This is a genomic window from Candidatus Sarcina troglodytae (assembly GCF_015708635.1).
Classification (GTDB): Bacteria; Bacillota; Clostridia; order Clostridiales; family Clostridiaceae; genus Sarcina; species Sarcina ventriculi.
The window spans coordinates 865,393-892,080 of sequence record NZ_CP051754.1 but is presented as its reverse complement, the minus strand read 5'-3'; the positions used below and the strand labels follow the sequence as shown (position 1 = coordinate 892,080).

Annotated in this window: 23 protein-coding genes, 1 tRNA gene, 1 pseudogene and 1 riboswitch; of the genes and pseudogenes, 7 read left to right on the top strand and 18 right to left on the bottom strand. The window is 27.4% G+C overall.

Annotated elements, in window-relative coordinates; genetic code table 11:
* Positions 1-3: 3 nt before the first annotated feature.
* Positions 4-696: an iron-sulfur cluster assembly scaffold protein gene (locus tag HH195_RS03900; RefSeq protein WP_055257870.1), complete on the bottom strand. Its 693-nt coding sequence runs from the start codon at positions 694-696 to the stop codon at positions 4-6.
* A gap of 295 nt (positions 697-991) precedes the next feature.
* Between HH195_RS03900 and HH195_RS03895 the strand changes: the two genes are divergently transcribed.
* Positions 992-1,076, top strand: a tRNA-Leu gene (locus HH195_RS03895).
* A 200-nt stretch (positions 1,077-1,276) separates the two neighbouring features.
* Here HH195_RS03895 and HH195_RS03890 read toward each other — a convergent pair.
* The 3 genes and pseudogenes from HH195_RS03890 to HH195_RS03880 form a co-directional block, all read right to left on the bottom strand.
* Positions 1,277-1,966, bottom strand: coding sequence for a radical SAM protein (locus HH195_RS03890; RefSeq protein ID WP_196371650.1), 690 nt, complete (start codon positions 1,964-1,966; stop codon positions 1,277-1,279).
* Positions 1,967-1,981: 15 nt separating this feature from the next.
* Positions 1,982-2,689 (bottom strand): B3/B4 domain-containing protein, encoded by a 708-nt coding sequence (locus HH195_RS03885; protein WP_196371649.1) that lies wholly within the window; start codon positions 2,687-2,689, stop codon positions 1,982-1,984.
* A 37-nt stretch (positions 2,690-2,726) separates the two neighbouring features.
* Positions 2,727-3,040 (bottom strand): annotated as a pseudogene (locus tag HH195_RS03880) (DMT family transporter).
* A 97-nt stretch (positions 3,041-3,137) separates the two neighbouring features.
* Positions 3,138-3,235, bottom strand: a riboswitch (guanidine-I (ykkC/yxkD leader).
* Positions 3,236-3,434: 199 nt separating this feature from the next.
* Here HH195_RS03880 and HH195_RS03875 point away from each other — a divergent pair.
* From HH195_RS03875 to HH195_RS03860, 4 genes are all read left to right on the top strand, one after another.
* Positions 3,435-5,120 carry a family 16 glycosylhydrolase gene (locus HH195_RS03875; protein WP_196371647.1) on the top strand — a complete coding sequence of 562 codons (1,686 nt, stop codon included), beginning with the start codon at positions 3,435-3,437 and terminating at the stop codon, positions 5,118-5,120.
* Positions 5,121-5,203: 83 nt separating this feature from the next.
* Complete coding sequence (locus tag HH195_RS03870; protein ID WP_196371646.1) at positions 5,204-5,704, top strand: CcdC protein domain-containing protein; 501 nt, start codon at positions 5,204-5,206, stop codon at positions 5,702-5,704.
* Between the two features lie 185 nt (positions 5,705-5,889).
* Positions 5,890-6,918, top strand: coding sequence for a sensor histidine kinase (locus HH195_RS03865; RefSeq protein WP_196371645.1), 1,029 nt, complete (start codon positions 5,890-5,892; stop codon positions 6,916-6,918).
* A 33-nt stretch (positions 6,919-6,951) separates the two neighbouring features.
* Positions 6,952-7,617: a response regulator gene (locus HH195_RS03860; protein WP_196371644.1), complete on the top strand. Its 666-nt coding sequence runs from the start codon at positions 6,952-6,954 to the stop codon at positions 7,615-7,617.
* A gap of 33 nt (positions 7,618-7,650) precedes the next feature.
* Here HH195_RS03860 and ndk read toward each other — a convergent pair whose 3' ends face one another.
* The 5 genes from ndk to HH195_RS03835 form a co-directional block, all read right to left on the bottom strand.
* Positions 7,651-8,055, bottom strand: a complete 405-nt coding sequence (gene ndk / locus HH195_RS03855) for a nucleoside-diphosphate kinase (protein ID WP_055257884.1) — start codon at positions 8,053-8,055, stop codon at positions 7,651-7,653.
* A 104-nt stretch (positions 8,056-8,159) separates the two neighbouring features.
* Positions 8,160-10,265: a hypothetical protein gene (locus HH195_RS03850; RefSeq protein WP_196371643.1), complete on the bottom strand. Its 2,106-nt coding sequence runs from the start codon at positions 10,263-10,265 to the stop codon at positions 8,160-8,162.
* Between the two features lie 54 nt (positions 10,266-10,319).
* Positions 10,320-12,365, bottom strand: a complete 2,046-nt coding sequence (locus HH195_RS03845) for a glycosyltransferase family 39 protein (RefSeq protein WP_196371642.1) — start codon at positions 12,363-12,365, stop codon at positions 10,320-10,322.
* 379 nt (positions 12,366-12,744) lie between these two features.
* Positions 12,745-13,716: a carbon-nitrogen hydrolase family protein gene (locus HH195_RS03840; RefSeq protein WP_055257891.1), complete on the bottom strand. Its 972-nt coding sequence runs from the start codon at positions 13,714-13,716 to the stop codon at positions 12,745-12,747.
* A gap of 26 nt (positions 13,717-13,742) precedes the next feature.
* The gene (locus HH195_RS03835) at positions 13,743-14,717 is read right to left on the bottom strand and encodes a carbon-nitrogen hydrolase family protein (RefSeq protein ID WP_196371641.1); all 975 of its coding nucleotides are present in this window, start codon (positions 14,715-14,717) and stop codon (positions 13,743-13,745) included.
* A gap of 666 nt (positions 14,718-15,383) precedes the next feature.
* On the opposite strand from HH195_RS03835, the gene HH195_RS03830 reads away from it, so the two are divergent.
* The gene (locus HH195_RS03830) at positions 15,384-15,899 is read left to right on the top strand and encodes an AmiS/UreI family transporter (RefSeq protein WP_196371640.1); all 516 of its coding nucleotides are present in this window, start codon (positions 15,384-15,386) and stop codon (positions 15,897-15,899) included.
* A gap of 126 nt (positions 15,900-16,025) precedes the next feature.
* Here HH195_RS03830 and HH195_RS03825 read toward each other — a convergent pair whose 3' ends face one another.
* The 8 genes from HH195_RS03825 to HH195_RS03790 all read right to left on the bottom strand — a co-directional run bounded on the left by HH195_RS03825 (position 16,026) and on the right by HH195_RS03790 (position 22,675).
* Positions 16,026-17,234 (bottom strand): ammonium transporter, encoded by a 1,209-nt coding sequence (locus HH195_RS03825; RefSeq protein WP_207750879.1) that lies wholly within the window; start codon positions 17,232-17,234, stop codon positions 16,026-16,028.
* Between the two features lie 281 nt (positions 17,235-17,515).
* Complete coding sequence (locus tag HH195_RS03820) at positions 17,516-18,358, bottom strand: urease accessory protein UreD (protein WP_196371639.1); 843 nt, start codon at positions 18,356-18,358, stop codon at positions 17,516-17,518.
* Position 18,359: 1 nt separating this feature from the next.
* Positions 18,360-18,974: an urease accessory protein UreG gene (gene ureG, locus HH195_RS03815; protein ID WP_055257900.1), complete on the bottom strand. Its 615-nt coding sequence runs from the start codon at positions 18,972-18,974 to the stop codon at positions 18,360-18,362.
* An 81-nt stretch (positions 18,975-19,055) separates the two neighbouring features.
* Entirely contained in the window at positions 19,056-19,778 is a 723-nt protein-coding gene (locus HH195_RS03810) for an urease accessory protein UreF (protein WP_196371638.1), read from the bottom strand.
* Entirely contained in the window at positions 19,753-20,205 is a 453-nt protein-coding gene (locus tag HH195_RS03805) for an urease accessory protein UreE (protein WP_196371637.1), read from the bottom strand. Before HH195_RS03805 ends, HH195_RS03810 begins: the two co-directional genes overlap by 26 nt.
* A gap of 104 nt (positions 20,206-20,309) precedes the next feature.
* Positions 20,310-22,028, bottom strand: coding sequence for an urease subunit alpha (ureC, locus tag HH195_RS03800; RefSeq protein WP_055257906.1), 1,719 nt, complete (start codon positions 22,026-22,028; stop codon positions 20,310-20,312).
* Complete coding sequence (gene ureB, locus HH195_RS03795; RefSeq protein WP_055257908.1) at positions 22,028-22,351, bottom strand: urease subunit beta; 324 nt, start codon at positions 22,349-22,351, stop codon at positions 22,028-22,030. The genes ureC and ureB overlap by 1 nt, the downstream gene beginning before the upstream one ends.
* Positions 22,352-22,372: 21 nt before the next feature.
* Positions 22,373-22,675, bottom strand: coding sequence for an urease subunit gamma (locus tag HH195_RS03790; RefSeq protein WP_055257910.1), 303 nt, complete (start codon positions 22,673-22,675; stop codon positions 22,373-22,375).
* A 499-nt stretch (positions 22,676-23,174) separates the two neighbouring features.
* Here HH195_RS03790 and HH195_RS03785 point away from each other — a divergent pair, with 499 nt between their 5' ends.
* Positions 23,175-23,690 carry an AmiS/UreI family transporter gene (locus tag HH195_RS03785; RefSeq protein ID WP_058993159.1) on the top strand — a complete coding sequence of 172 codons (516 nt, stop codon included), beginning with the start codon at positions 23,175-23,177 and terminating at the stop codon, positions 23,688-23,690.
* Positions 23,691-24,036: 346 nt separating this feature from the next.
* On the opposite strand, the gene HH195_RS03780 is transcribed toward HH195_RS03785, so the two are convergent.
* On the bottom strand, positions 24,037-26,682 hold the full coding sequence (locus HH195_RS03780; protein ID WP_196371636.1) for a calcium-translocating P-type ATPase, PMCA-type: 2,646 nt from the start codon (positions 26,680-26,682) through the stop codon (positions 24,037-24,039).
* Between the last annotated feature and the right edge of the window lie 6 nt (positions 26,683-26,688).

The window sequence follows — 26,688 nt, the reverse complement described above, 5'->3', positions numbered from 1 at the left end:
TAATTATTTAAGTCTTGGATTTATTAATTCTTTAGCGTCAGCAACTCTTCCGTATTGTCCTTTAGCTGCTTCTAATGCTTCATTAGCATCCATTCCTTTAGTGATGTTTTCCATCATTTTTCCAATATTTACGAATTTGTATCCGATTATTTGCTTATCTTCATCTAAAGCAACGTCAGTAACATATCCTTCAGTCATTTCTAAGTATCTAGGTCCTTTTTCAAGTGTTCCGTACATAGTACCAACCATTGATCTTAGACCTTTTCCTAAATCTTCAAGACCTGCTCCTATAGGTAGTCCACCTTCTGAGAAAGCAGTTTGAGTTCTTCCATAAACTATTTGAAGGAATAATTCCCTCATTGCAGTATTTATAGCATCACAAACTAAGTCTGTGTTTAACGCTTCTAATATTGTTTTTCCTGGTAGTATTTCTGAAGCCATTGCAGCTGAGTGTGTCATTCCTGAGCAACCTATAGTTTCAACTAATGCTTCTTGTATTAATCCATCTTTAACATTTAAAGTTAATTTACAAGCTCCTTGTTGTGGTGCACACCATCCTATACCATGAGTTAAGCCTGATATATCTTTAACTTCTTTAGCTTGTACCCATTTTCCTTCTGCAGGGATTGGTGCCGGGCCATGATTTGGTCCTTTAGCAACTACACACATTTCTTGAACTTCGCTTGAATACATCATATTGTTTTCTCCTCCCTAAAAAATAAATTATAACCACAATTTATTTTAGTAGCTACAGTATTTTCTTTTAAACAGGGACTATTTTAGTCCCTGTGGGTAATTTATTGAACACCCACCTCTATATTCTAACAAAATAACACCAAAGTAACAACATCTTTTCGTTGAATTTTCAAAAAAATTTTATAATTTAATCTTATATGTCTAAAATTTATCATTTTTCTCAAAAAAAATTTATAATTTGATATAAATATTTCCTTGCATTATTTATTTAAGTATGTTAAAATATATTTGTAATGCCGAAGTGGCGGAATGGCAGACGCAGCGGACTCAAAATCCGCCGACCACAAATCGTATGGGTTCGACTCCCATCTTCGGCACCAATTAAAAACAATGACTTTAAAGGATATAACAATTTTGTTATATCCTTTTTTTAAAATATCAATGACAAATTAGTATTATAGAATAAATACAATGCTATTAATAATTATATATTAATATTCTAAAATAATAATAAAGAAAGACTAAGCAATATATTAACTTAGTCTTTTTTAATCATTAATTTAATTGATATTACTCATTCTTATTTTTTTAATAATTCTTGTGAAATTTCTTTAAATTTTTCATCACTTATTCCAAGTTTCTTTTTAAAAATGTCATCATCCATTCTTGCAACAATTATTTTATCAGGAGATATTTGTTTAATTACCTCTTTCAATTTTTTAACTGATTCTTCATCATCATTATATCCCTTAATAATAGTAACTTCAAATATAAATCTACCTTTATATTGTTTATTAAAAGAAATCATATTGTTAATATATTTTTCTAAAGTATACCCATCAATAGGTCGTTGGATTTTTTGAAAATCCTCCTCTGTTATTACCTTTATCTCTCCAACAATTTCATCACATTTATTTGCAATTTTTATAAACTCCTCTCTTCCTAATAAATATCCATTAGAAAGAAGTCTTACACAGACTCCTTTATTTTTTATAAAATCAATAATATCTAAAATTTTATCATTTATAAAAGCTTCACCTTTTGAATTTATAAAAACTAATTCCGCCTTTGTTTCATCAATTTTCTTATTTAATTCTGCTAAAGAAATGTCAATTTCATCAAATGATTTTTGTGTATCTACTTTATTTTTAGATCTTCCAATAGGACAAAATATACAATCAAAATTACAATGTTTTTCTGGAAGTATATTAACCTCTAACACCTTTTTTCCTTCTTCTATATAAACATCTTTATATGTAAAATTATTCATTTTCTCCTCCTAACCCTACTCTATTTCAGTACTTTTATTGTTAATATCTAAAATTTCTATTTTATATGTTCCACCTAAATTATCTTTAATTCTCCCTCCTAATTCTTCTAAAGCATTTTTCAAATCTTTTATTCTTTCATTATCTACCAATTCCATACATAAAATTGCATTTTTTGTGTTTTCAGTTAACATAGTTCTTACTGATTCTCTCCAATTTAAACATCTGCATATCGCTCCTTTATCATCTTTATAAACTATTTCTCCTTCATAAGGCTGTGCGTTTTCATTGCTTCCAAGTGTAATAAAATTTTCATTTCCAACAGCTTTAGTTAATCTTATATCTCCAACAAATTTATCTATATCTTCTCCTCCACAAGGAAGAGCATAACTTAATGATATAGAATTATAAATATCAACTAAAGGATTTATTGTTCCTAAATGATTTCCATTATATATTCTCTTTAATAACGCTTCTATTGATGCTCTTGCACCTTTTTTTGTTTTAAATTTTTTAAACGCATCTCTCCAAACCTTTATTACTTCATTATCACTAAAATTCGCATTTTCAAGATAATTCATAGCTTCTTTCTCTGCATTTAAAATCATATTTTCATATTTTTTGTCATCCTGTATAAAATTATTTATACCGCGACATACTACAATCCCTATTTTCACTTCAGGAAATATATCCCAAAAATCATTTTCTATAATTATTTTTTTCATAAAAATTCTCCTTTTTTTAATTTTTATACATTGCATTTTAGTTTGAAGATAGCATTTTCAAACCAATAATACCAGCTACGATTAATATAATACAAAATATTTGCATTATATTAACTGTTTCTTTAAACAAAATTATGCTAAATATTACAGTTCCTACTGTTCCTATACCAGTCCATATAGCATATGCACTACCAAGTGGCAAACTTTTTATTGATATTGATAAAAAATAAAAACTTGCAATTAATCCTATAATCGTTAATATACTAGGTATTAAATTTGTAAATCCTTTAGAATATTTAAGTTCAATAGCCCACATCATCCAAAAAGACCAGCAATTATTAAAATAACCATTTCATATATTCCTCCACAAATGAAAATTTAAAATTATTTTAATAATATTTCCTACATTAAAACTATAAAAAAAAGCCATAGGAAATATTATTAAAATATCTCCCAGGCTTTTCTCCCTCCGTGTACACATAAATGTGCGTTTCCTCTCGGACCTGTCCAAAGATTCATCTTTGCGGAACCCTAGAAAACTTAAATATATTTAAAACATAATTTACAAATCTTTTAAAATATGTGCTAATTCTATCACAACTTTAACATAAAATCAATCATAAATTTACAATTTTCGAAATAAAATTTCATTTTTACTTTTACTTTGTTTAAATTTATTATATAATTAATTTATTATTAGTTTTTTATTCTATAAAATATATTTTATAGAAAGAAAGGATTTATTATGAAAAATATAAAATTATTTTTTTTAATAGCAAGTGTTTCCTTATTATCCTTTAGTGCAATGACAAAAGAAAATACTGAAACATATACTTTATTTTCAGATTCTAATTTTATTTCTGATGCCTCTACTGAAAATACAAAATCAAGAATTACTGGGCAAATCCAAAGCATTAGCGATGAAACCTATAATAAAATCTTGTATAAACTTCAAAAACAAGGCTATTCATCTGACTTTTATGCTTTCAATGTAATTTGTGGTGATTCTACATCTTCTAATAATATAAAAATTACCATAAATTATCTGCAAAATAAATATGCAAATAAAATATTAAAAGCCTATAGCTATAATGAATCCACTAATACATTTAAATGTTTAGGAAATATAGAATCTAACTCTAATTCTGTAAGTTTTAATACTGATGCTCCTGGAATACACTTTATAGCTTTAAATAATGCACCTGTCTATGATCATGATAATAAAACAGTAGTTTACAACGAAAATTTTAACTATACTGGTCTTCCTGACAGTAATAAATGGTCTTACGATACTGGAAACTGGGGATTTGGAAATGATGAACTACAATATTATACAGCTTATGATTTAGATAATGCTAATGTATCTAACGGGAATTTAAATATTACAGCTTTAAGAGAAGATTATCAAGGAAGCAAATATACATCAGCAAGACTTGTTAGCAAAAATAGTTATCTTTATGGGAAATTTGAAATACGAGCTAAATTGCCTTCCGGTGCTGGAACTTGGCCTGCTATTTGGCTTTTACCTACTAACAACGAGTATGGAGAATGGCCAAACAGTGGTGAAATCGATATTATGGAACATGTTGGTAAAGATCCTGGAATAATTCACGGATCTCTTCACACAGCTCTTAATAACTTTAAAGCAGGAACTGAAATAACTTCTTCTACTCCTGTTAATGATTGTACAAGCACTTATCACACTTATGGCTTAGAATGGACACCAGAATATATAAATATCTCCGTAGATGATAACGTTTATTTTAAACTTAATAGGAATTCTTATAATTATAAAGACTCTTATAAAACTTGGCCTTTTGATAAAAAATTTAATCTCATTTTAAATCTTGCTATCGGAGGAAACTGGGGTGGATATGTAGATGACTCTATCTTTCCTCAAACTATGAGTATAGATTATATTAAAATTTATGATTTGGGATTAGACAAATATTCTCTAAATAAAACCACTACCCCTTATGAAATGGAATCTGAAATTTTTGAATCTAAATTTAATGATTTATCAGGATTTTCTTCATTTGTTCAAAATAATGCAGCTAAATGCGACATATATTCAAGATGGGGTTTAGGCGTTTTTGATATAGCTCGTAGTGGCAATGATGATTGGGATATTCAACTTATTAAAGACAATTTAACTTTAGAAGAAGGTAAAACTTATAAATATTCCTTTAAAATAAAATCTACACTTTATAGAAAACTTTCTTTTGGTTTTCAACAAAATCAAGGTGATTACGGAAGATATCACACAGAATCCGTCTCTGTTGGTAATGAATTTACAACAATTTCTGGGGTATATACTCATACATCTAAAACAGATACTAATGCTTCATTTGTATTTCATTTAGGTGGATATTCTCTTCCCTGGCATCAAATCCAAGTAGATGATTTTAAACTAACTAAAGTAAATTATTAAAAAATATATTACTTTAGTAACTATTCACTTAATCTCTTAACATATATAATTTTTGTATATTATATTTTGTTAGGAGATTTTTTATGAATTCATCAGGTTTAATAATAATTTTAATCATATTATTTATATTTTTTAGGCAATATAAAAAAAATATTTCTGATAGAGGGCGCAAGATTACAGTAACCTCTCAGCTTATCATTCCAATTATATACATATTTATTTTTAAAAATACCTTTGAGTATATTTTTTCTACATCTGGATTATTAAATATAATTTTTATAGCAATTGCAGTCATTTTAGGATGTATTGTAGGTTTTGCAAGATCTAAATTTAATAAACTTACAGTAGAAAAAAAAACTCATGCTGTATATTGCAAAGCTTCTAAAATAGATTTAATTATACTTATAGCTTTAATTTACCTAAAATTTGGAGCTGAAATATTTTTATCTAGACTTATTCACGGAAATACTTTATTAATGATTACTAACTATTTATTACTATTTAGTATAAGTGCTATAATAAGTAAAAGAATAATTATTCTTTTCAAATACTTAAAAATAGTATCTAAAATTAATACTATTTAAATTCAGGAGAAAAAATGAATAGATTAAATCACACTTTTATATTAAGGGCTATACTACTTTTAGTTATAGCTCTAAATGTTTATTCAAAATTAAATAAAAATAATTTTTTCTTTTACCTCTTCATTATATTTATTCTAATTCTAAATGAATTTTTTAGATATTCATTAATAAATAAAAAAAGTATAATGAAATCAAAAAATAATATTAACAAAATAACTATATTTGTTTCATTAATATTATCTTTAGTTATTTTAAGTTATTTATCTTATTATCATTTAAGTATAACATTTTATATATTCTTTATTTTATTTGAAAGCTTTTATTTTAAAGGCGTTTTAAAAATTATATTATTTATAATAAACTATTTAAGCTATATCACACCTTTAGCATTGTCTAACACATATATAGATAATAGTTTTCTTTTTAATATTTATAACAAAACTATTAGTAGAGGTTTTATTATAAATATAGTTGAAAGTAGCATAAGTTACTTTAGTTATTTTATAATAGTAATGCTAATTAAAAAAGTTAGAAAAAACAAAAAAAATATTTACATATTAAATCAAGAACTTAAAGAGCAAAATTTAAAACTTAAAGAATATTCAAAGAAAATAGAAGAACTTACTATATCAAAGGAACGAAATAGAGTTGCTCAAGAACTTCATGACTCTTTAGGTCATTATCTTATGGCTATATCTATGCACATTGATGTTTTAGATAAAACCTTAGATATATCGCCTGAAAAATCAAAAAATATTTTATCTAAAACTAAAATAATAGTAGATAATAGCATTGATGAACTTAGAAGCACCGTTTATTCTTTAAAGAAAAATAATATAAATATTATAAGTTCTGTTAACTCTTTAACTGAAAATTTATCAATATCAAATAATATTTCTTTTAATGTTAATATCTCAAACGATATAGAAAATGTTTCTCTTTTAATTAAAGATGCATTATATAAAACTATAAAAGAATCTATAACTAATGGGGTAAAACACGGAAAAGCCTCACAGTTTATTATTGATTTATTTATTAAAGACAATATAATTTATTTATCTATATTAAACAATGGAATAAAACCTGATAATATAATAAAATCTAACGGTTTAAATGGAATGGAGGATAGATTAAGAGTATTAAATGGCAAACTTAATGTTGAAAATACTTTAGATGGATTTAAAGTTTCATGTACCATACCTCTTATAAAATAAATTTTTATATATTATAAGAAAGGACTTATGACAATGATTAACGTTTTTATAATAGATGATCAAGAAATAATACGCGAAGGATTAAAAATGATGCTCTCTCTTTATGATACAGAAATACGTATCATAGGAGAAGCTAAAAATGGTAAAGAAGGGTTAAACTTAATCAGCTCTATAAAAGATAGTATTGATATTGTTCTTACAGATATTAGAATGCCAGTATTAGATGGAGTTGAATTTACTAAAATAGCAAAAGAACTTTTTCCACAAATTAAAGTGATTGTTTTAACAACATTTAATGAAGATGAATATATTTTAAATTCCCTTAAAAATGGAGCTTATGGTTTCTTGTTAAAAGATTCAAAAAGTGATGAACTTGTAAGTGCAATTAAATCTGTTAATAAAGGAAATCTTCTTTTAACAGGAAATGTGGCTAATAAACTTCCAACACTTCTTCTACATAGCAAAAAAACAGATAACAAAGTTATCCTAAATCAAGATAACTTAATTGATAAACTTACAAACCGCGAAGTAGATATTGCTAGTTTAGTCTCTAGGGGACTTAGCAACAAAGAAATCTCATCACAATTATTTTTGACCGAAGGTACTGTTAAAAATTATGTAACTAAAATTTTGGATAAATTAAATTTAAAAAGCAGAGTTGAACTCACACTTTTCTTTCAAGAAAATAAGAACTTCTAAAATTCTAAGAAGTTCTTATTTTTCAAATTTTATTTACACTTCTGGAAACCACAGGGATATTTCTCTTTTAGCCGCTTCTAAGCTATCTGATGCATGGACTAAATTTTTAGTTCTGCTATTTGCATACATACCTCTTATTGTCGCACAATCTGCTTTTAATGGGTCCTTATCCCCGTTTTCTTTCCTTACAATAGATATAGCGCTTTCACCCTCTATTATCATAGCAACTAATTTACCACTTACCAAATAATCAACAAGTTCTTTAAAAAATGGCTTATCTTTATGCTCTTCATAATGTTTCTTAGCTAAATTTTCATCTGCTTGAATAAGCTTCATTTTGCATATTCTAAGACATTTTCTCTCATACACGCTTAATATTTGACCAACTAATCCTCTCTCTACTCCATCTGGTTTTATAAGAACTAAAGTCTTTTCCATAAATATCCCTCCCAAAACAAATTCAAGTTATATTATATGTAAATATTTTCTTTATAAATAATTATATCATAATTTTTTTCTTAATATTCTTTTTAATCAAAATATTATAAACTTTCTTCCCTATAAAATTTTACAAGAAGAGATAAAGAACTTAAAATCTCTCCTCCCCAAAACATATACCATTTATTATCTTTTGCCCAAGTTCCTGATAATTTATTTGTCCCTATAATGGTCTTTTTATTAAAATTATAATTCAAGCTTAAAACGCATTTATTTATTAATCGCATTGACAATTCTTTATCGACAACACCACTTTTTAAAGCATACAAAGATGCACGAAGAACAAGAGCAACATCATGTGAACTATAATACTCTTTTAAAAGTTGACCACTTTCCCTAAAATCAGTTATCAAGTTGTCCTTATAGCTTTTCCAAACCCTATCTATATCTGTTAAAAAATCTTCTACTATTTCCCTCGCTAAAATTAAAGTATTATCATTATATAGTGTTTTGGCTACACATTCTATCGTTCTATATTGATATCCGCCCCATGTTGCATTTGGATCTGGTCCATTAAATGCAAATGTATTTTTTTCCCCATAGTCTTCTCTATTCCATACATCCCATAAAAATACTGGTGCAAAAAAATTATTACTACTTTTGGTTATTTTCTTATAAGCGTTTCTAGAATCATTAATAAATTTTAAAGACTCTAAAACTCCAGTTTCATCGTTTAATTCTTGCCATAACCAAGGTGCTTGATATCCAACATAAGGCATACCCATCTGTCCATTTAGTTTATTATTTATTGTATTTATTGTAAAAGGTAAAACCCATGGTGCATATGGATAATTAGTAAGAGGTAATGTTCTTAAATAAAAAATTTTTATTTCTTGATAATTTGTATCTTCTGTACTTATTATCATGGTCTTTAAATTTATGTTTTGGGGAAGCTTTTTCTCATTATTAGCACTATTAACAAAATCATCTTGATACAATAAAAATTCTTCTATTATATTATTCCCTTTTGTCTCTATTATCTTTTCCCATCTTCTATCCTTTTTATATCCATTTTTATCAGTCAAAATAACTTTTATTTTTCCTTTAACCAATGTTGAAATTTTAAGTTTATAAAATCTATCTAAAGGAATCACCTCGTTTATTCCGCTTTTTCCAAATTGAACTTCTCCATTTCCTTTAGGTATTTTTATTAAAATAGCTCCATCATAACTATCTCTAAAAAAAACAACTTCTCCCTCTCTATTATCATAAGTATAAGTTCCTTTTTGAGAAAAAGGATTGCCACTTTCAAAATCTTCTGTTATATAATCATTAGAATTTTCTACTTTACATATAAATCTTATAAGCCCCTTCATATTTTCTAATATTTTTTTATATTTTAAATCTCCTAATATTTCATATAACTTTTTAAAACATTGATAGCTCCACCAAATACTATCAACTGCACAAGAGGTTTCTCCTTTTAATAATTTTCTCCAGACAGGATATGCTTCATAATTTTCAGAAGGCTGAATCTTATCTCCTCCTAAATCAGAATAAACTACTAATAATTTACCAGAATAATTTTCTAAAAGTTTTATAACTATTTTATTATCCTTAATCATTTTCTCTGAAATTTCATATTCTTTGCCCACAATTTTAGAAAAAGGATTTTCCCACTCTAGCTTTCCTGTCATTTCCCTAACCGAAAAAACCCTTTTAGCTTTATATTTTGTGTTTATACTTCCAACCCCATTAACAAAATTAACTTCTTTATTATAATAAATAATTTCACTTGAAAATTCATCATTACTAGCATTAAAAAGCCAATGTGGTGAATATATATATTCCTCATTAAACTCTTCATTTGGAATTTCATTATTTCCATATAAATGAACCAATGTTGATTGTGCTATATTTTTAGCAAGATTTAAAATCTCTTTGTCTTTTGTAATTTCATAAACATCTAAAAGTCCTAAAAGCGTTAAAAATTGACCTTCACTAGTTCCACTTTCTGGTGCAAAATATCCTCCTCTACCTTCTTCTTTATGATAATGAGCCTTAACTAAATATTCTTTTGATATAGTTATAGGCACTTTATCTTTTTTATTATTATTTAACCATTTTATATAACTGTTAATATTACTTTCTACATCTTTTATTTTAATTTCTAAATTATTATTCAATATCTTATTTTCCATAATTTTCAAGCCATTTATCTAAATTTAGATAAATGGCTATATCCCCTTTCTTTTAGTAAAACTTTAGCTTACATCATTAGGTGTTACTTCATATAATGTATCCCTTCTATCATTTTTAAATACATTATATAAAATATTATTCGCAACTGTTATATTTGTATCTTGCCATTGACTATTTGGAATAACTTTTCCAACATTTTTAACCCAATTCATAATACTAGCGTTATTAAAACTATTTGTTTCATTTCCTACTAAAACATACTTTACCTTTCCCTCTCTAACTAACTGCTTAAAAGCAAAAAGAGTTAATATATCATCATTTCCAGTTCTTCCTCCTAAAGCCATAACTTTATCACCAGTATCTAATATAATATTTTGTGCATAAACACTAGCAGATGGAGTAACTAATAAATATTCTTGATTTTCCCCCTTATTTTCATTTAAGAAATTTGTAAATTTACTTAAATCTTCACTACCACCAAATTCTACACCATAATTTTTCATATAATTATTTACATTTTGTTGAGTTTTACTTTCAAATAATTGAAGACCTGCTCCTTTAAATACTCCATCTGTTTTATACACTAAAGAAGCACTTGAGCCTATTAACGGTATTATTAAGCATCCAATTATAGATATTACTATTAATCCATTTTTAAGATTATTGTTTGTAAATTCCTTGTTTCTAATTTTAAATAAAGTAAAGACTGCAATTATTGATATACCTAAATCTAAATAAAATAAATGTATAAGTAAATACGATAAATTTTCTCTATAATAAATAACAATAATATATTGAACAATAATAGTTAACCCTAAAGATAAAGAAATCCACATACTTTTATTTTTTCTATAACTTTGTATCATTTTTTTAATACCTATACCACATAATGCAGCAGTTGGTACAGCTAAAGTAGCTAAATCGTAAATATTGCTATATACAAAACTAAAATATAAAAATTCAGTTACAAACCATATAGAAAAAAACATTATTATTATATTCTTAGTACTTTTAAGGGCAATAATTTTCCTTCTATTTATTATAGACACTATAAGACTTATTATAGCTAAAGGTAAAAACCATGCTATCTGATCTGACAAATTATTATCTTGAAATAGTCTAAATATACCAAATTGAGTTTTGTTATCTTTATGAATTGTATTCCATTCATTATAATTTTTAATAAACTCATTTTCATTTAATGTGTTATAACTTAAGGTATTGTCACCATCATAATTTAAGTTAATATTTGAATTTATCTTATTACTAACTTGATTATGTTGATTTAATACAAGCTCTATCTCACTATTTGTTGTGCTATCTCCAACATATGGTCTAGCATTTACAGGAACCAAATCTACTAAAAAAGACCAACTTAATGAAACCACTAAAAGAACTATCGTTGCTAAAATCAAACATTTTATTTTAGCTTTTAAAGACACCTTTTCTCTCTCTTGAGTAATAAAAGTAATTCCACACACATACCTTTCTATTACTCTTTTTTCTCCTTCTGATTCTGAAAATATGTACGTTAAATATATAGCTGGTATAATTATAAAACTTTCTAATCTATTTGTATTAAAAGCTATTCCAACTATTATAACACTTACTATTAAATATTTTATATTCCCTGTTTTCGCAGCCTTTATAGCCGGCATAATTGATAATAACATAAATAAAATTAATATTGTTTGAAAATCATTTGTCCTACTAACAGCAACATATATAGGTGTTATAGCAAGTATAAGTGCTGCCATAATACCAGCTATAAAACCAAAATAACGTTTTATTAAAATGTATAATATAAAAACGCATAAGGTTCCTGCTAAAGCCTCTGGCAATATTAAAGCAAAATCACTTACTCCAAAAAAATTACCAAATATACCCTGTATCCATAAACCAATAGGAGGCTTATTTAGACTTACAAATCCCGATGGATCAAAGGATAAAAAGAAAAAGTTTTTAAAACTAGTTAACATACTTTTTATTCCTGCTGCATAATATTCGTTACCATATCCTTGTATCTTTAAATTAGACATATTTAAAATAAAAGATAAAATAAGTATAAAAATTATGGGTAGCTTATCTTTATTAAATTTTTTTATCATCTCATGCTCCCTTGTATAGACTATTGCAATTAAATAGCTTTATTAAATTTTCTCTACATTTAATATTAACTTTTCAACCCAAATATTGCAATATTAATATCAATATATTATATTTATTTTTTAGTTCTAATTACTATATTATAAAAAAATAAAAGACTATATTAAAATAAATTAAAATTATTTTAATATAGTCTTTTATATCTATCTTTATTTACTATTTTAGTGAATTTATTAATACTATTATGTGTTATTGTGTGTTAATGTTATATATATCTTATGAAAATTAAATTGAATAATTAATATTTTTGTTTGTATTTTTAACAAGCATCCTTAAAGCCGCTAACTTTAAAGATATTTTCTAAAAAATTTTTAAGTTCTATTATTTAATATTTTGTAGTTCTTCGTAAGTTAATACATTATTATCATTTTCACCTATCATTTTAACAATTTTCTTTGATCTTCTATCAAAATTCATTGTTAAATTCTTATTACCATAATGTCCTGCTGGATCTATGTAATATTTATATTCAGGTAATTTATCTAAATCTACTTCTGCATAAGCTATTCCTTCTTCACCTTCTGGAACTAAATCACACATTGGTTCTCCATCTGGTGCATAAATGCAAGTGTGACCTGGTACAAATGTATCAAATACTCTTCTTGCCTCATCATTTAAACACATCATATCTCCCATTTCTTTTGTTATTAATGATGCACACATTACAACATATGTTTGAGTTGATACTCCATAATATCTGCTTGATAATTCATCTGCAAAAAATCCTGGCCATGATGCTACGTGAATTTGTTCATTTTGTCCATTCATTGCACAAAGATCTAGTGGTACTTGGTGTTCCCAACACATAAGTCCTCCTAAGTTACCAATCTCAGTTTCATGAACTTGCATCATGCTGCCATCTCCATCGCCCCATACAAGTCTTTCTGCACTTGTTACTCTCATCTTTCTATGTTTTCCTATTATATCTCCATTTGAATTAAACCAAAGTTGAGTTAAATATAATGAACCTCCGTCTAATTCACTCATAGATGCACATACATGTATTCTATTTCTTCTTGCAGCTTCACTTATTCTTTGTACTGAGTAACTTGGTATTTTTACTGCATTTTTATATAATTGAACATAGAATTGTTTTGCATATTCTGGTCCTTGTAAAAATGCAAAGAATGGATATCCTGGTATAAATCCTTCTGGAAATGCTACTAATTTTGCTCCATTTTGTCCTGCTTCATCTATAAATTTTACTACTTTATCTACTGTTTTTTCTAAATCTAAATATACTGGTGCTGCTTGTACTGCTGCTACTTTAAATTTTGAATATTTTCTTTCCATAATGAAATCCCTCCTATTTAATTAATCTATTCTTCAAATTTATTTATTTCTTCATATGATATAGTTAAATCTTCTTGTTCACCTATTTTTTTAAGTACTCTCTTTGAAGTTATATCCATATTCATTGATAAACAAGGATTTGAATAATGTCCTGCTGGATCTATGTAATATTTATACTCTATTATTTTATCTAAATCGATTTCTGCATAAGCTATTCCTTCTTCACCTTCTGGAACTAAATCACACATTGGCTCTCCATCTGGTGCATAAATGCAAGTGTGTCCTGGTACAAATGTATCAAATATTGCATGAGCCTCTTTATTTAAGCAAATTATATTTCTCATTTCTTCTGTTATTAATGATGCACACATTACAACATATGTTTGAGTTGATACTCCATAATATCTGCTTGATAATTCATCTGCAAAAAATCCTGGCCATGATGCTACGTGAATTTGTTCATTTTGATAATTCATAGCACAAAGATCTAGTGGTACTTGGTGTTCCCAACACATAAGTCCTCCTAAGTTACCAATCTCAGTTTCATGAACTTGCATCATACTTGCATCTCCATCACCCCATACAAGTCTTTCTCCACTTGTTACTCTCATCTTTCTATGTTTTCCTATTATATCTCCATTTGAGTTAAACCAAAGTTGAGTTAAGTATAATGAACCTCCATCTAATTCACTCATAGATGCACATACATGTATCTTATTTCTTCTTGCAGCTTCGCTTATTCTTTGTACTGAATAACTTGGTATTTTTACTGCATTTTTATATAATTGAACATAGAATTGTTTTGCATATTCTGGTCCACCTACAAATGCAAAGAATGGATACCCTGGTATAAATCCTTCTGGGAATGCTACTAATTTTGCTCCATTTTGTCCTGCTTCATCTATGAATTTTACTACTTTATCTACTGTTTTTTCTAAATCTAAATATACTGGTGCTGCTTGTACTGCTGCTACTTTAAATTTTGAATATTTTCTTTTCATATTAACTCCTCCTAATGTTTATAATTGAATTTTATAAGTCTTAAACAATATTAAATATCATATGTATATTTTTAATTATTGGAAATACAGTGATCATATATTGCTTTTACTTTAATTATTTATTTAGATATTAATATTGTTCCTTGACTACAAATTTATTTTATCATTTCATTTTTATTTTTTCCATGTATTTTATTCTATATTTGTATTTTTATATATTTTTTTGTAAGATTATTTTTTATCATTTATTTATTTTTTAATTTTTTTATATAAAAATTTACTTTTATTGGATTTTATAAAATACAAACATTATTTACAAATAATTATCAAACTATTTAATAATATTTAAAATAATTATTGGAAAATATTATTAATTAATGTTGTTTTCTTATATTTTACTTTATTTTATTTAATATTTAAATTTATAATTTAATTAAAATAAATCATAATTTTTATTAATAATAAAATATCCATATTTTTATTTATATTTAATTTTTTTCTATAATAATTGCATAAATTTGTTGAACTTTATACTTTTTTATATTAAAATATCTTTATTATTAAAATTCTTAATAATTTATTTACATTTTTTAATTTAATTATTTAAATATAAAAAGTTTATATGCTTTTTATAAAAATATTAAAGTACAAAGGGGGAATATTTCTATGTTAGGAGTTGTTCTTTTATATGTTGCAATTGTACTTATAAGTAATGGTATTGCAAGAGTTTGCAAAATTGATTCCAAATCTCAATCAATAATGAACTTATTTACAGGTGGTTTATCTGTTATCTGTAATGTTATTGTTATAGTATTTGGAGAAATTTCAGGTAGCACATCAGAATTCTATGCTGCTGCAACAGGATTATTATTTGGTTTTACTTATCTTTATATTGCGCTAAATGGAATATTTAATTTAGATCAAAGATTATATGGTTGGTATAGTTTATTTGTAGCAGTTAACTCTATTCCAGCTGGTATATTATGCTTTTTAGATGGAGGATTCTTTAACATATCCATGGCTATTATTTGGTGGTTGTGGGGTGTTTTATGGCTTACAGGTTGGATTGAAACTGTAGCTAAAAAGAATTTAGGTAAATTTGTTGGCTACCTTTCAGTATTTGAAGGTATAGTTACAGCTTGGATTCCTGGTTTTATGATGATAGCTGGATGGTGGCATTAATATAAGTAATAAAAAAAGATACAGAGAATAGCTTCAATTTCTCTGTATCTTTTTATTAGTTTTAAAAATTCACTTTTAAATTACATAAAAAAAGTCATGACTTTCATCACGACTTTTTTTTACAAATTATTCTTCTACTGAAAATACTTCATGCAAAAGAACTTTATCTAATCCAATTTCTTGAGTTTCTTTACTTACTCTTATAGTTCCTGTTGCATCTGCAATCTTTAATACTATAAGTGTTACTACAAATGAGTAAATTGCAACTAAAACAGCACCAAATAATTGAATTAAGAATTGATGTATTCCAGCTTGTACACCATTAACTGCTGAACTTGCAAATATTCCAATTAAAAGTGTTCCTGTAAATCCACCCATTCCGTGAACTCCCCAAACATCTAATGCATCGTCCCATTTCATCTTCTTTACAAATGCTACACATAAGTAACATACTATTGCAGCTATTATACCAATAGCAACTGAACCTTGAGGTGTAACATAACCTGCACATGGTGTTATAGTTGCACATCCTGCAACAGCTCCAACTAAAACTTCTAACAAAGAGAAATGTTTTTCTTTAACATAACATATAATTACCCAAACAACTGTTGCAAATCCTGCTGCTATTCCAGTGTTTGTAAATGCTATAGCTGCTGTTTGTCCACTAGCTAAAGCTCCACCTGAGTTAAATCCAAACCATCCAAATAGTAAGATTGCACCTCCAAGAGATACTAAACCTATGTTTCCAGGACCTTTTTTAGGTTTAACAGCTCTCTTTCCTAAGAAAAATACTGCAGCTAATGCTCCAAATCCTGCTGTTATATGTATTACTGTTCCTCCGGCATAATCAACAAATCCCATTTTTTCTAGGAATCCGTTACCCCATACCCAGTGAGCTACTGGGAAATAAATTAATATCATCCAAATAATTAATACTTTTATCCATCCACCTATATTCATTCTGTTTGCAAAAGCTCCAGTCATAAGTGGCGCAGTTATAATTGCGAACATTAATTGGTACATAAAGAACATTAAAAATGGTATATGTGCACCATAGGTAGCGTTAACAGAGAAATCTACTCCATTTAACATGAAATATTGAAGTGGATTTCCTATAACTCCTCCAATATCATTACCAAATACTAGAGAGAATCCTCCAAACACCCACATTACTGTTACTACTCCTATTGCAATAAATGAATACATCATCATTGTTAAGGAATTTTTCTTTTCTACAAGACCACCGTAGAAAAATGCTAACCCTGGTGTCATAACAAATACTAGCACTGTGGCTATGACCATAAATGCTACGTCGCCGTTGTTTATCGCTGTCATTTCTTTTTTCTCCTTTTTATTTATTTTTTATAATATGTAATTCCTAACCCATTATACTTGGTATCTAAAAGTTAATCAACATCTATACTAAATTTAAAGACTATATAATATAATTACTTTAAGGTATCTTAAATTGATTAATTATTTACTAATAAAATATTATCTTACTACTTAAGATACCTTTTAAGATTTTTGTATAAATTACTCATATTTTTTTAATTTATAGATAGTCTATGATTAACTTATTTTGTAGTCTTTTTAATGATACTTTAGGAAATAAATTATAACTTTCTAATTGTTAAATTTTGTGAATTTAATATCTTTCTTCTTATGTAATTATGGCAAAGCCCTACTACTTCTTCTAAATCTTGCGTTAAATTTCCTATAACTCTCAAAACAAAACCATTTACTTCTAGCCCTGTTATTCCAAAATTTATATCTAAATTTAACTTTAATATTTCTTCTCTTAAATGTTCTATAATATTTTTATCTATTCTATCATCTAAAATTATTAAAGTTGCAAAATTTTTATATCCTTCCATAAATCCTAAACCATCTATATCATCTTCTCTAGGATTTATTAACATATTATCTAATAATACAGGAACTCCATCCATATATATATTAGTTTTAAGCTTTGCTTTTTCATATTGGAACCTTTTTTTATCAGGAGACCATCCTGATGTTATCCCATCTGTATAAATAAGAGTAGAACTCTTTGTCATATATATATTATTCTCTTGTCTATAAACTGCATCTTTATAAAGAATAACTGGATCTGTTATATATTCTAAAATACTATTTTCTTCAAGTTTTAGAGTAGTTTCTTGAAAAGATTCATAACTATTTTCGCATTTATAAACTTTACTAGCAGCTTGAGTAGTTACTATAGCACGAACATTCTCTTTTAGCTCTACGTTTATATTGTATCTTTCTCCTTCAACTATTCCTCCACCTAATTGCATTAAAAAATATGCAGGTATTCTTTCAACATCTAATTCCATTTTAGGAGATAACTTAAACACTCCATTAAAATACTTTCTAGGAGATACAACAACATCTCCTTGTTTTTCTAAAACCAAGTCAATTAAACCTGCATATTTATTATCATTTAAGTTACTCATTTTATGATATTCCTTCTAAAAGACAATTTTTCTTAATCCAGTTTAATACTTCTAAAACACCAGAATCATTTTTAAGATTTGTAAATATAAAATCTTTTTGCCCTCTAAATGCTAAAGTATCTTGTCTCATTACTTCTAAATCTGCCCCTACATATGGTGCTAAATCTATTTTATTTATGATAAATAAATCACTTTTTATCATACCTTGTCCAGCTTTTCTTGGTATCTTTTCACCTTGTGCAACGTCTATTATGTAGATAGAAAAATCAACCAAATCTGGACTAAATGTAGCCGCTAAATTATCTCCACCACTTTCTAAGAAGATTATATCTAAATCTGGAAATCTTGATTTCATTTCTTCTATTGCTGCAAAATTCATTGAAGCATCTTCTCTAATTGCAGTATGTGGACATCCTCCTGTCTCTACACCCATTATTCTTTCTTCTGGTAATATAGAATTTTTCACCATAAATTTTGCATCTTCTTTAGTATAAATATCATTTGTTATAACTGCACAACTATATTTATCGTTTATCATTCTTGTTAGTCTTTCAGTTAAAAGTGTTTTTCCGCTTCCAACTGGTCCACCAACACCTATTACTACTGGTCTTGCCATAAATTTTTCCTTCTTTCTATATGTATTAATAGCAGTCTTATCTCAATAAACACTATAAAATATTTTATACAAATTAAAATACTATGACATAAACAATCTAAATATTAACGTCTCATGATTTATTTGAGATAACTCAATCCCTGGAACATTAAGTCCAAAGTAATCTAAATCGGCATTTTCTATTTTTTCAAAAAGAATTTCTGTATCTTCACAAAATTCTTTTAATAAAATTTGCCCATCTTTTTGTCCAAGAGGTATGGTTCTTACTGCATTTTGAATCAAAGTAGAAATTGTACTATATATATGATAACAAATCGCTTCTTTTACATTTAACCCCAAACTATAAAGAGCTAAGGCAAACACTATTGCTGGGTGTCCAAAAGCTTCTTTTTCTTTTATTTTTTTATCATATTCCTTTAGTATTTCAAAATCATAAAGGTCTATAAACATTCTTATCATTCTTCCTGCTATAAGCTTTGCTCCATCTCTACTCTCTTTTGCTATACTCTGAACTGTTATTTTTCTATCAAGTTCTATTATTTCTTTTGTTATTTCTAATTTTCCATGTTCTTTTAATATATCATATAATATTCTTATACAAAGACCATCTGAATATATAAATTGTTTATTTAAATATATTTTTAACCAATTTCTAAATGTTTCTGTATTTTTAATTTTATCTTTTCTTAGGTAAGTTTCCATTCCATAAGAGTGGTTAAATGAGCCTACTGGGAAATTCGAATCACATAACTGTATTATTTTTAAAACCTTTAATATCTTAGTGTCTGTGCTCAAATTCAACATGCCTAAACGCCTTTTCTAATACTCTTTCTTCTCTTACATAATCTATTTTATCGTGTTTTAGTTTATCTTCAACTAGACTATCATATTCTATAATCATAGTATCATCTTCAAATTGCGCTTGCAGATGTCTATTTCCAAGTTCGTGAGCTATTTTTCCCATTTCATTTATACTCTTTGGTTTTATTACTAATATATCATTGCTTTCAAATTGAACCATAACCACATTATGTCCATCATTAAATAAAATATCTCCATTACTTAAAGTTTTACCTTTTTCTAAAGATATTCCATATTCATGTCCATGGTCTGATGTTACTCTCATGATTCTTTTTAATAAGTCATCTTTTTTAATTATTACTTTTTCTATATGAAATTTTTCTTTATTTTGTAATTCTTTAACATTCCCCAATATTTCTTGAAATATCATAACCATTCTCCTTTCAAATAAATACCTAATTTTTAATAATAGATAGAGAAACAAATTCTCTATCTATCTAAATAAAATTTATTCTAAAAATAAATAATTAAATCCTAGAATAAGAAGTATCTTTGAGTCATTGGAAGTTCTTCTGCAGCTTCACATTTTATTACTTCACCATTAACTTTAACGTCATAAGTTTGAGGATCTACTTCTAATGATTCTGGAATTACATCATTTAACTTCATATCTTTTTTAGTTAAATTTCTTATATTCTTAACAGGTAAAACTATGTTTTCTAAACCTAATTTTTCTTTAATTCCATGTTCATAAGCGTATTTAGAAACAAAAGTTACACAAGTGTTTCCTTTAGCTTTTCCGTAAGCTCCAAACATATTTCTCATAAGTACTGGTTGGCAAGTTGGAATTGATGCATTAGCTTCTCCCATTGCTGATAGACTAACTACTCCGCCCTTTATTACCATTTTAGGTTTAGCACCAAAGAATGCTGGATCCCAAACAACTAAATCAGCCATTTTACCTACTTCAACTGAACCTATATATTCATCTACTCCGTGTGCTATAGCTGGATTTATAGTATATTTAGCAACATATCTTTTAACTCTGTTGTTATCGCTAAACTCTGAATCACCTTTTAATGGTCCTCTTTGAACTTTCATTTTTGATGCATTTTGCCATGTTCTAGTTACAACTTCACCAATTCTTCCCATAGCCATTGTATCAGAACTCATGATACTGAATATTCCCATATCATGTAATATATCTTCTGCTGCAATTGTTTGTTTTCTAATTCTTGAATCAGCAAAAGCTATATCTTCTGGAACTTTTGGATCTAAGTGGTGACAAACCATAAGCATATCTAAATGTTCTGCTATAGTGTTTACTGTATATGGCATTGTTGGGTTTGTTGATGCTGGTAATATATTTAATTGTCCTGCCATCTTCATTATATCAGGAGCATGTCCACCACCAGCTCCTTCTGTATGGAATGTATGCATTGTTCTTCCACCAATTGCTTCTATTGTATGTTCAACGAATCCACCTTCATTTAATGTATCTGTATGAATTGCAACTTGAACATCATATTTATCAGCTGCTTGAAGTGAATAATCTATCGCAGATCTAGTTGCACCCCAGTCTTCATGAATTTTAAGACCACAAGCACCAGCCTCTATTTGCTCTGCATTAACTTCTAAGTTAGCTCCACTACCTTTTCCTAAGAATCCCATGTTTATTGGAAGCCCTTCAGCAGCTTCTATCATTCTTTCTATGTTCCAAGCTCCTGGAGTTGCAGTTGTAGCATTTGTTCCATCATTTGGACCAGTTCCTCCACCTATAACTGTTGTTATTCCTCCATGAAGTGCTGTTTCAACTAAATCTGGACTTATGTAATGAACGTGAGTATCAAGACCTCCAGCTGTTACTATTAATCCTTCAGCTGCAAAAGCTTCTGTACTAACACCAACTATAAAGTCAACATCATCCATACCATCTGGATTTCCGCCTTTTCCTATATAAGCTATTTTTCCATCTTTTATACCAATATCAGCTTTATATATTCCTGTGTAGTCAACAATTGTTGCACCAGTTAATATAAGGTCTACAACTTTTGGATTATTTCTAGTTTCAATAGAGTTTTGACCCATACCATCTCTTAAAGTCTTTCCTCCACCAAATTTACTTTCATCTCCATAAACTGTGAAGTCTTTTTCTATTTCTATAAATAATTCAGAATCTCCAAGTCTTATTTTATCTCCTGTAGTTGGTCCAAAAAGATCTGAATAACGTTTTCTATCTATTTCAAAACTCATTATTTTCTGCCCCCTTTATCTAAAAATCCATCAACTTTATTGTTTAAACCAAAAACTCTTCTAGTTCCAGCTATATCTATAATCTTAACTATTTTATCATCTCCTGGTTCAAATCTAACAGCTGTACCTGATGGAATATCTAATCTCTTTCCAAAAGCTTTTTCTCTATCAAATTCTAAACCTTCATTTACTTCATAGAAATGAAAATGTGAGCCAACTTGAATTGGTCTATCTCCATTATTTACCACTCTAAGTTCTATGGCTTCTCTACCTTCATTATATTTAATTGGTTCTTTTGCTAAAATGTATTCTCCTGGTATCATAACTTAAATCTCCCTTCTCTATTATTGTATTGGATCATGAACAGTCACAAGTTTAGTTCCATCTGGGAATGTACATTCAACTTGAACAGTGTGTACCATTTCTGGAACCCCTTCCATAACTTGATCTCTAGTTAAAATATTTCTGCATTCATCCATAAGAGTATGTACAGTTTTACCTTCTCTAGCACCTTCCATTATTTCATCTGTTATAATTGCAACAGCTTCTGGATAATTAAGTTTTAATCCCTTTTTAAGTCTTCTTCTAGCAACTTCTGCCGCTACAACAATCATAAGCTTTTCTTGCTCTCTCATTGTTAATCTCATTTATTTATTCCTCCTTTTTAAATAATTTATATAAAACTTTACTATATTTTTAACTAAAGCCTTATATATCTTTATAATATTTCGTATATAAAATATAACAACTTTAAAGACAATATTATACAAAAAATATGATTTCTACCCTTAAATAAAATATTATCTTTAAAACTTCTAGGCAAATTTTATTTTTTGTCGAAGCTAGTCGTATTTATTAATAATAATATCATGTTATAATTTAATTTTCAAACAATTTTAAAAAAATTTTTACATTTTTCTTTATTTGAATACGTTTCATTTTAAAAATATGCTACTTGACATTAAAATTTATAATAAAATAACACTTTTTTACCTATTTTTTTATACTTTTTAAAATTAAATTAAATTAAAATTCTACTTTATTGTTTACAAAAAATATATATATTGATATTATATATACATGCATATTTTTATTAAATTAAATTATAAAATAAAAAACAATTAAAAACAAAGGAGGAAACACAATATGCTAGGAGTAGTTCTTTTATACGTAGCAATTGTACTTATTAGTAATGGTATTGCAAGATTATCTCATGTAGATCCAAAATCACAAGCAATAATGAACTTATTTACAGGCGGTCTATCAGTTGTTTGTAATGTTATAGTAATAATATGTGGAGAAGTTCTTGGTAGCAGAACAGATTTTTACGCTGCCGCTACAGGATTATTATTCGGTTTTACATATCTTTATGTTGCATTAAACGGAATTTTCAATTTAGACCAAAGATTATATGGTTGGTATAGTTTATTCGTTGCAATTACAGCCATCCCAGCTGGTATGTTATCTTGGGCAGATGGCGGAATATACAACATAGCTATGGCTATAATCTGGTGGTTATGGGCAGCTTTATGGTTTACTGGATGGGTTGAAACAGTTTTAAAGATAAACTTAGGAAGAAGCGTTGGAGCTTTAGCAATCTTTGAAGGTATAGTTACAGCTTGGATTCCAGGCTTTATGATGATAGCTGGATGGTGGCACTAAGATTTAATTAGTAGCTAAAATTAATTACATATTTTGTAAATGGCTAAAGAAATTATCATTAATTTTTTTAGCCATTTATTTATTAATTTATATATTGCATTTTACATAAAGCTATGATACAATTCATTTTGAATTTTGTTTAGAGTATACTTATGAGTTTTAAATAATAAAAAACATCTTTAAAACCGCTAATTTTAAAGATATTTTCTAAAGAATTTTTAGATTTTGTTATTTATGTAATTTTGTAGTTCTTCGTAAGATTATACTCTATTTTTTATATAAATATCTTTTGTTTAAAATTACTTTTATATAAATAAAAAGGAAGGTTATTAAACCTTCCTTTCATTTATATAATCGCTTTATCAGCATCCTTCATAGCTTCTTCTTGTTTATTAAAGATAACCTTTCTTATCATATCAAACGGTATTATAGTTAAAGCCATTATTATAACTGTAATCCATTGTTCCAAATTAAGAGGCGTACATGAGAAGAATTCTCCTCCAACGAATGTTAATATCACTTGAACTACAATTATAGCTCCCATAACTTTTAAAAACCCTTTATTTTCATTTATGTTTTGAAGTATATTTATTCCCTCACTTCTAACATTAAATCCATTAAATACTGCTGTAAACACAAAGAATGAGAAGTATCCTGTTAATAATACATCTAAATTATTATTAAATATATTTGTAAACAATGGTGTTTTCAAAAAGATAAAGCTTATTAAAGCAACCCAACCACCTGCACAAAGGATTTGAGTAAACATTTTTCTAGATACAATACTTTGAGTTCTTGACTTTGGCTTTTCATTCATATAATCTTTAAGCGCAGGTTCTGCACCAAGAGCCATGGCACCCAATCCATCCATTATAAGATTTATCCAAAGTATATGAGTTATTGTAAGAGGTTGTTCTATTCCAAATAAAGGTGCTATTGCACACACTGTAACAGCTGCAACATTTATTGTTAACTGGAATTTTATAAATTTTAATATATTATTGTAGATTGTTCTTCCATAAAGTATAGCACTTTCAATAGATTTAAAATTATCATCTAAAATTACTATATCTCCTACCTCTTTTGCCACATCAGTTCCAGACCCCATTGCAAATCCAACATCTGCTCTTTTTAATGCAGGTGCATCATTTACTCCATCACCTGTCATACCACAAACCAAATTAAGTTCTTGAGTAATTCTTACCATTCTTGATTTATCTGTTGGAAGGGCTCTTGCTATCACTCTAAGATTTGGAAGTATTGCTTTAACTTCATCATCACTTAATTTATTAAGTTCTTCAGATGTTAAAGCAATATGTGTATCTTTTGTGATAAGATAACTATCTTTAGCTATTGCTACTGCTGTTTCTTTTCTATCACCAGTTATCATTATAACTTGAACCCCAGCATTTTGAACTTCTTTTATAGCCTGTCTAGCTTCTGGTCTTACATCATCCCTAATTCCAACAAAACCTACTATAATTAAATCATCTGGAAGTGTATCCGAAACCAAAGGTTTTTCACTTATTGCAAAAGCCAAAACTCTCATAGCCTTATCAGCTAATAAATCTATTTTTTTATTAATTTTACTCTTATCTATACTAACAATATTTCCATTTCTATCTATGCATTTCTTAGCATTTACTAAAAGTCTTTCAGGAGCTCCCTTATAAACTGTTTTTCCATTTAATTGGGCTGCTGAATATTTGTTAGTAGAATTAAACATTTGAGATTTTTTAACTACTATGTCTGAATATTTATCCATTTCTTTTTTAGTTAAAAAATTAAGTAAAGCTTTATCAGTAAGGTTTCCACCTATAACATTACCTTTTTCATCAAACATTGCACCTGTATTTTTTCCTATGCAAAGTCCCATAAACTCTTTTATTACTTTACTTTCGTTGCAACTATCTTCTATATTTCCATCAAAAAATTCAACTACTTCTAATTTTCCCTTTGTTATAGTTCCTGTTTTATCACTAAATAACACATTTAATGAACCAGCTGTTTCTATCCCTATTGGCTTTCTAACTAAAACATTATTTTGAAGCATTTTTGATGTATTTCTCATTAAAACTATTGCTATCATAAGAGGAAGCCCCTCAGGCACCGCCATAACAATAATTGTAACTGATAACATAAGAGTCTCTAATAAGTCTTTTATTATATATATAGTTCCTAAATCAAAATATGCATTAATTCCACCTGCTGTTATTACTCTTTGAGATATTAATATTACAGCAATAACCACTGCCCCAATATAGCCAAATTTAGATATTTTTCCGGCTAAATCTTTAAGTTTTACTTTCAATGGGCTATCAACCTCTTTTGATGTCATATCTTTCGCCATAGAACCCATAACAGTATTCATACCTATTTTTTTAACCCTCATTAAACCATATCCGCTATAAACTACTGCTCCTCTAAACAATGATGATTTATCTACAAATGTATCTCCAGTTATCGCAACTTCTTGCTCACACATAATATTATTATCTATTGAAGCTGTTTTTCTGCATTCTTCAGCTTCTCCATTTAATGCAGAATTATCAACCTTTAATTCACCATCAACCAATATACCGTCAGCTGGTATTTTATCCCCAGATTCTAAAATTATACAATCTCCGACAACTATATCATCTACTATTATTTCTATAGCTTGATCATTTCTATAAACTTTACACTTTTCTTTTTCTGCACTATTTTTTAATTTTCTATATTCATTATCAGATGCAACTTCAGTTTTCGCTGAAATAAATGTAACTATTAAAATAGATATCCCAATTCCAACAAGTTCTGACCATGAAGCATGTCCTATTGCTGCCATTCCACCTAGTATTGCTGCTATTACTATTAAAAGCATTATCATTGGATCTTTAAAGGCATCTAAAAACTTATTTAAAAATGTTTCCGGCTTTGCTTCTTCTATTATATTTTGTCCATATTTTATTCTGCTTTTTTCAACTTCTTTATCATTTAGACCTCTTTTCAAATTTTT

Bases quoted from the DNA above. Each gene is read 5' to 3' on its own strand.
- HH195_RS03900 (WP_055257870.1), bottom strand. From the start codon at position 696: ATGATGTATTCAAGCGAAGTTCAAGAAATGTGTGTAGTTGCTAAAGGA.
- HH195_RS03890 (WP_196371650.1), bottom strand. From the start codon at position 1,966: ATGAATAATTTTACATATAAAGATGTTTATATAGAAGAAGGAAAAAAG.
- HH195_RS03885 (WP_196371649.1), bottom strand. From the start codon at position 2,689: ATGAAAAAAATAATTATAGAAAATGATTTTTGGGATATATTTCCTGAA.
- HH195_RS03875 (WP_196371647.1), top strand. From the start codon at position 3,435: ATGAAAAATATAAAATTATTTTTTTTAATAGCAAGTGTTTCCTTATTA.
- HH195_RS03870 (WP_196371646.1), top strand. From the start codon at position 5,204: ATGAATTCATCAGGTTTAATAATAATTTTAATCATATTATTTATATTT.
- HH195_RS03865 (WP_196371645.1), top strand. From the start codon at position 5,890: ATGAAATCAAAAAATAATATTAACAAAATAACTATATTTGTTTCATTA.
- HH195_RS03860 (WP_196371644.1), top strand. From the start codon at position 6,952: ATGATTAACGTTTTTATAATAGATGATCAAGAAATAATACGCGAAGGA.
- ndk (WP_055257884.1), bottom strand. From the start codon at position 8,055: ATGGAAAAGACTTTAGTTCTTATAAAACCAGATGGAGTAGAGAGAGGA.
- HH195_RS03845 (WP_196371642.1), bottom strand. From the start codon at position 12,365: ATGATAAAAAAATTTAATAAAGATAAGCTACCCATAATTTTTATACTT.
- HH195_RS03840 (WP_055257891.1), bottom strand. From the start codon at position 13,716: ATGGAAAGAAAATATTCAAAATTTAAAGTAGCAGCAGTACAAGCAGCA.
- HH195_RS03835 (WP_196371641.1), bottom strand. From the start codon at position 14,717: ATGAAAAGAAAATATTCAAAATTTAAAGTAGCAGCAGTACAAGCAGCA.
- HH195_RS03830 (WP_196371640.1), top strand. From the start codon at position 15,384: ATGTTAGGAGTTGTTCTTTTATATGTTGCAATTGTACTTATAAGTAAT.
- HH195_RS03825 (WP_207750879.1), bottom strand. From the start codon at position 17,234: ATGACAGCGATAAACAACGGCGACGTAGCATTTATGGTCATAGCCACA.
- HH195_RS03820 (WP_196371639.1), bottom strand. From the start codon at position 18,358: ATGAGTAACTTAAATGATAATAAATATGCAGGTTTAATTGACTTGGTT.
- ureG (WP_055257900.1), bottom strand. From the start codon at position 18,974: ATGGCAAGACCAGTAGTAATAGGTGTTGGTGGACCAGTTGGAAGCGGA.
- HH195_RS03810 (WP_196371638.1), bottom strand. From the start codon at position 19,778: ATGTTGAATTTGAGCACAGACACTAAGATATTAAAGGTTTTAAAAATA.
- HH195_RS03805 (WP_196371637.1), bottom strand. From the start codon at position 20,205: ATGATATTTCAAGAAATATTGGGGAATGTTAAAGAATTACAAAATAAA.
- ureC (WP_055257906.1), bottom strand. From the start codon at position 22,028: ATGAGTTTTGAAATAGATAGAAAACGTTATTCAGATCTTTTTGGACCA.
- ureB (WP_055257908.1), bottom strand. From the start codon at position 22,351: ATGATACCAGGAGAATACATTTTAGCAAAAGAACCAATTAAATATAAT.
- HH195_RS03790 (WP_055257910.1), bottom strand. From the start codon at position 22,675: ATGAGATTAACAATGAGAGAGCAAGAAAAGCTTATGATTGTTGTAGCG.
- HH195_RS03785 (WP_058993159.1), top strand. From the start codon at position 23,175: ATGCTAGGAGTAGTTCTTTTATACGTAGCAATTGTACTTATTAGTAAT.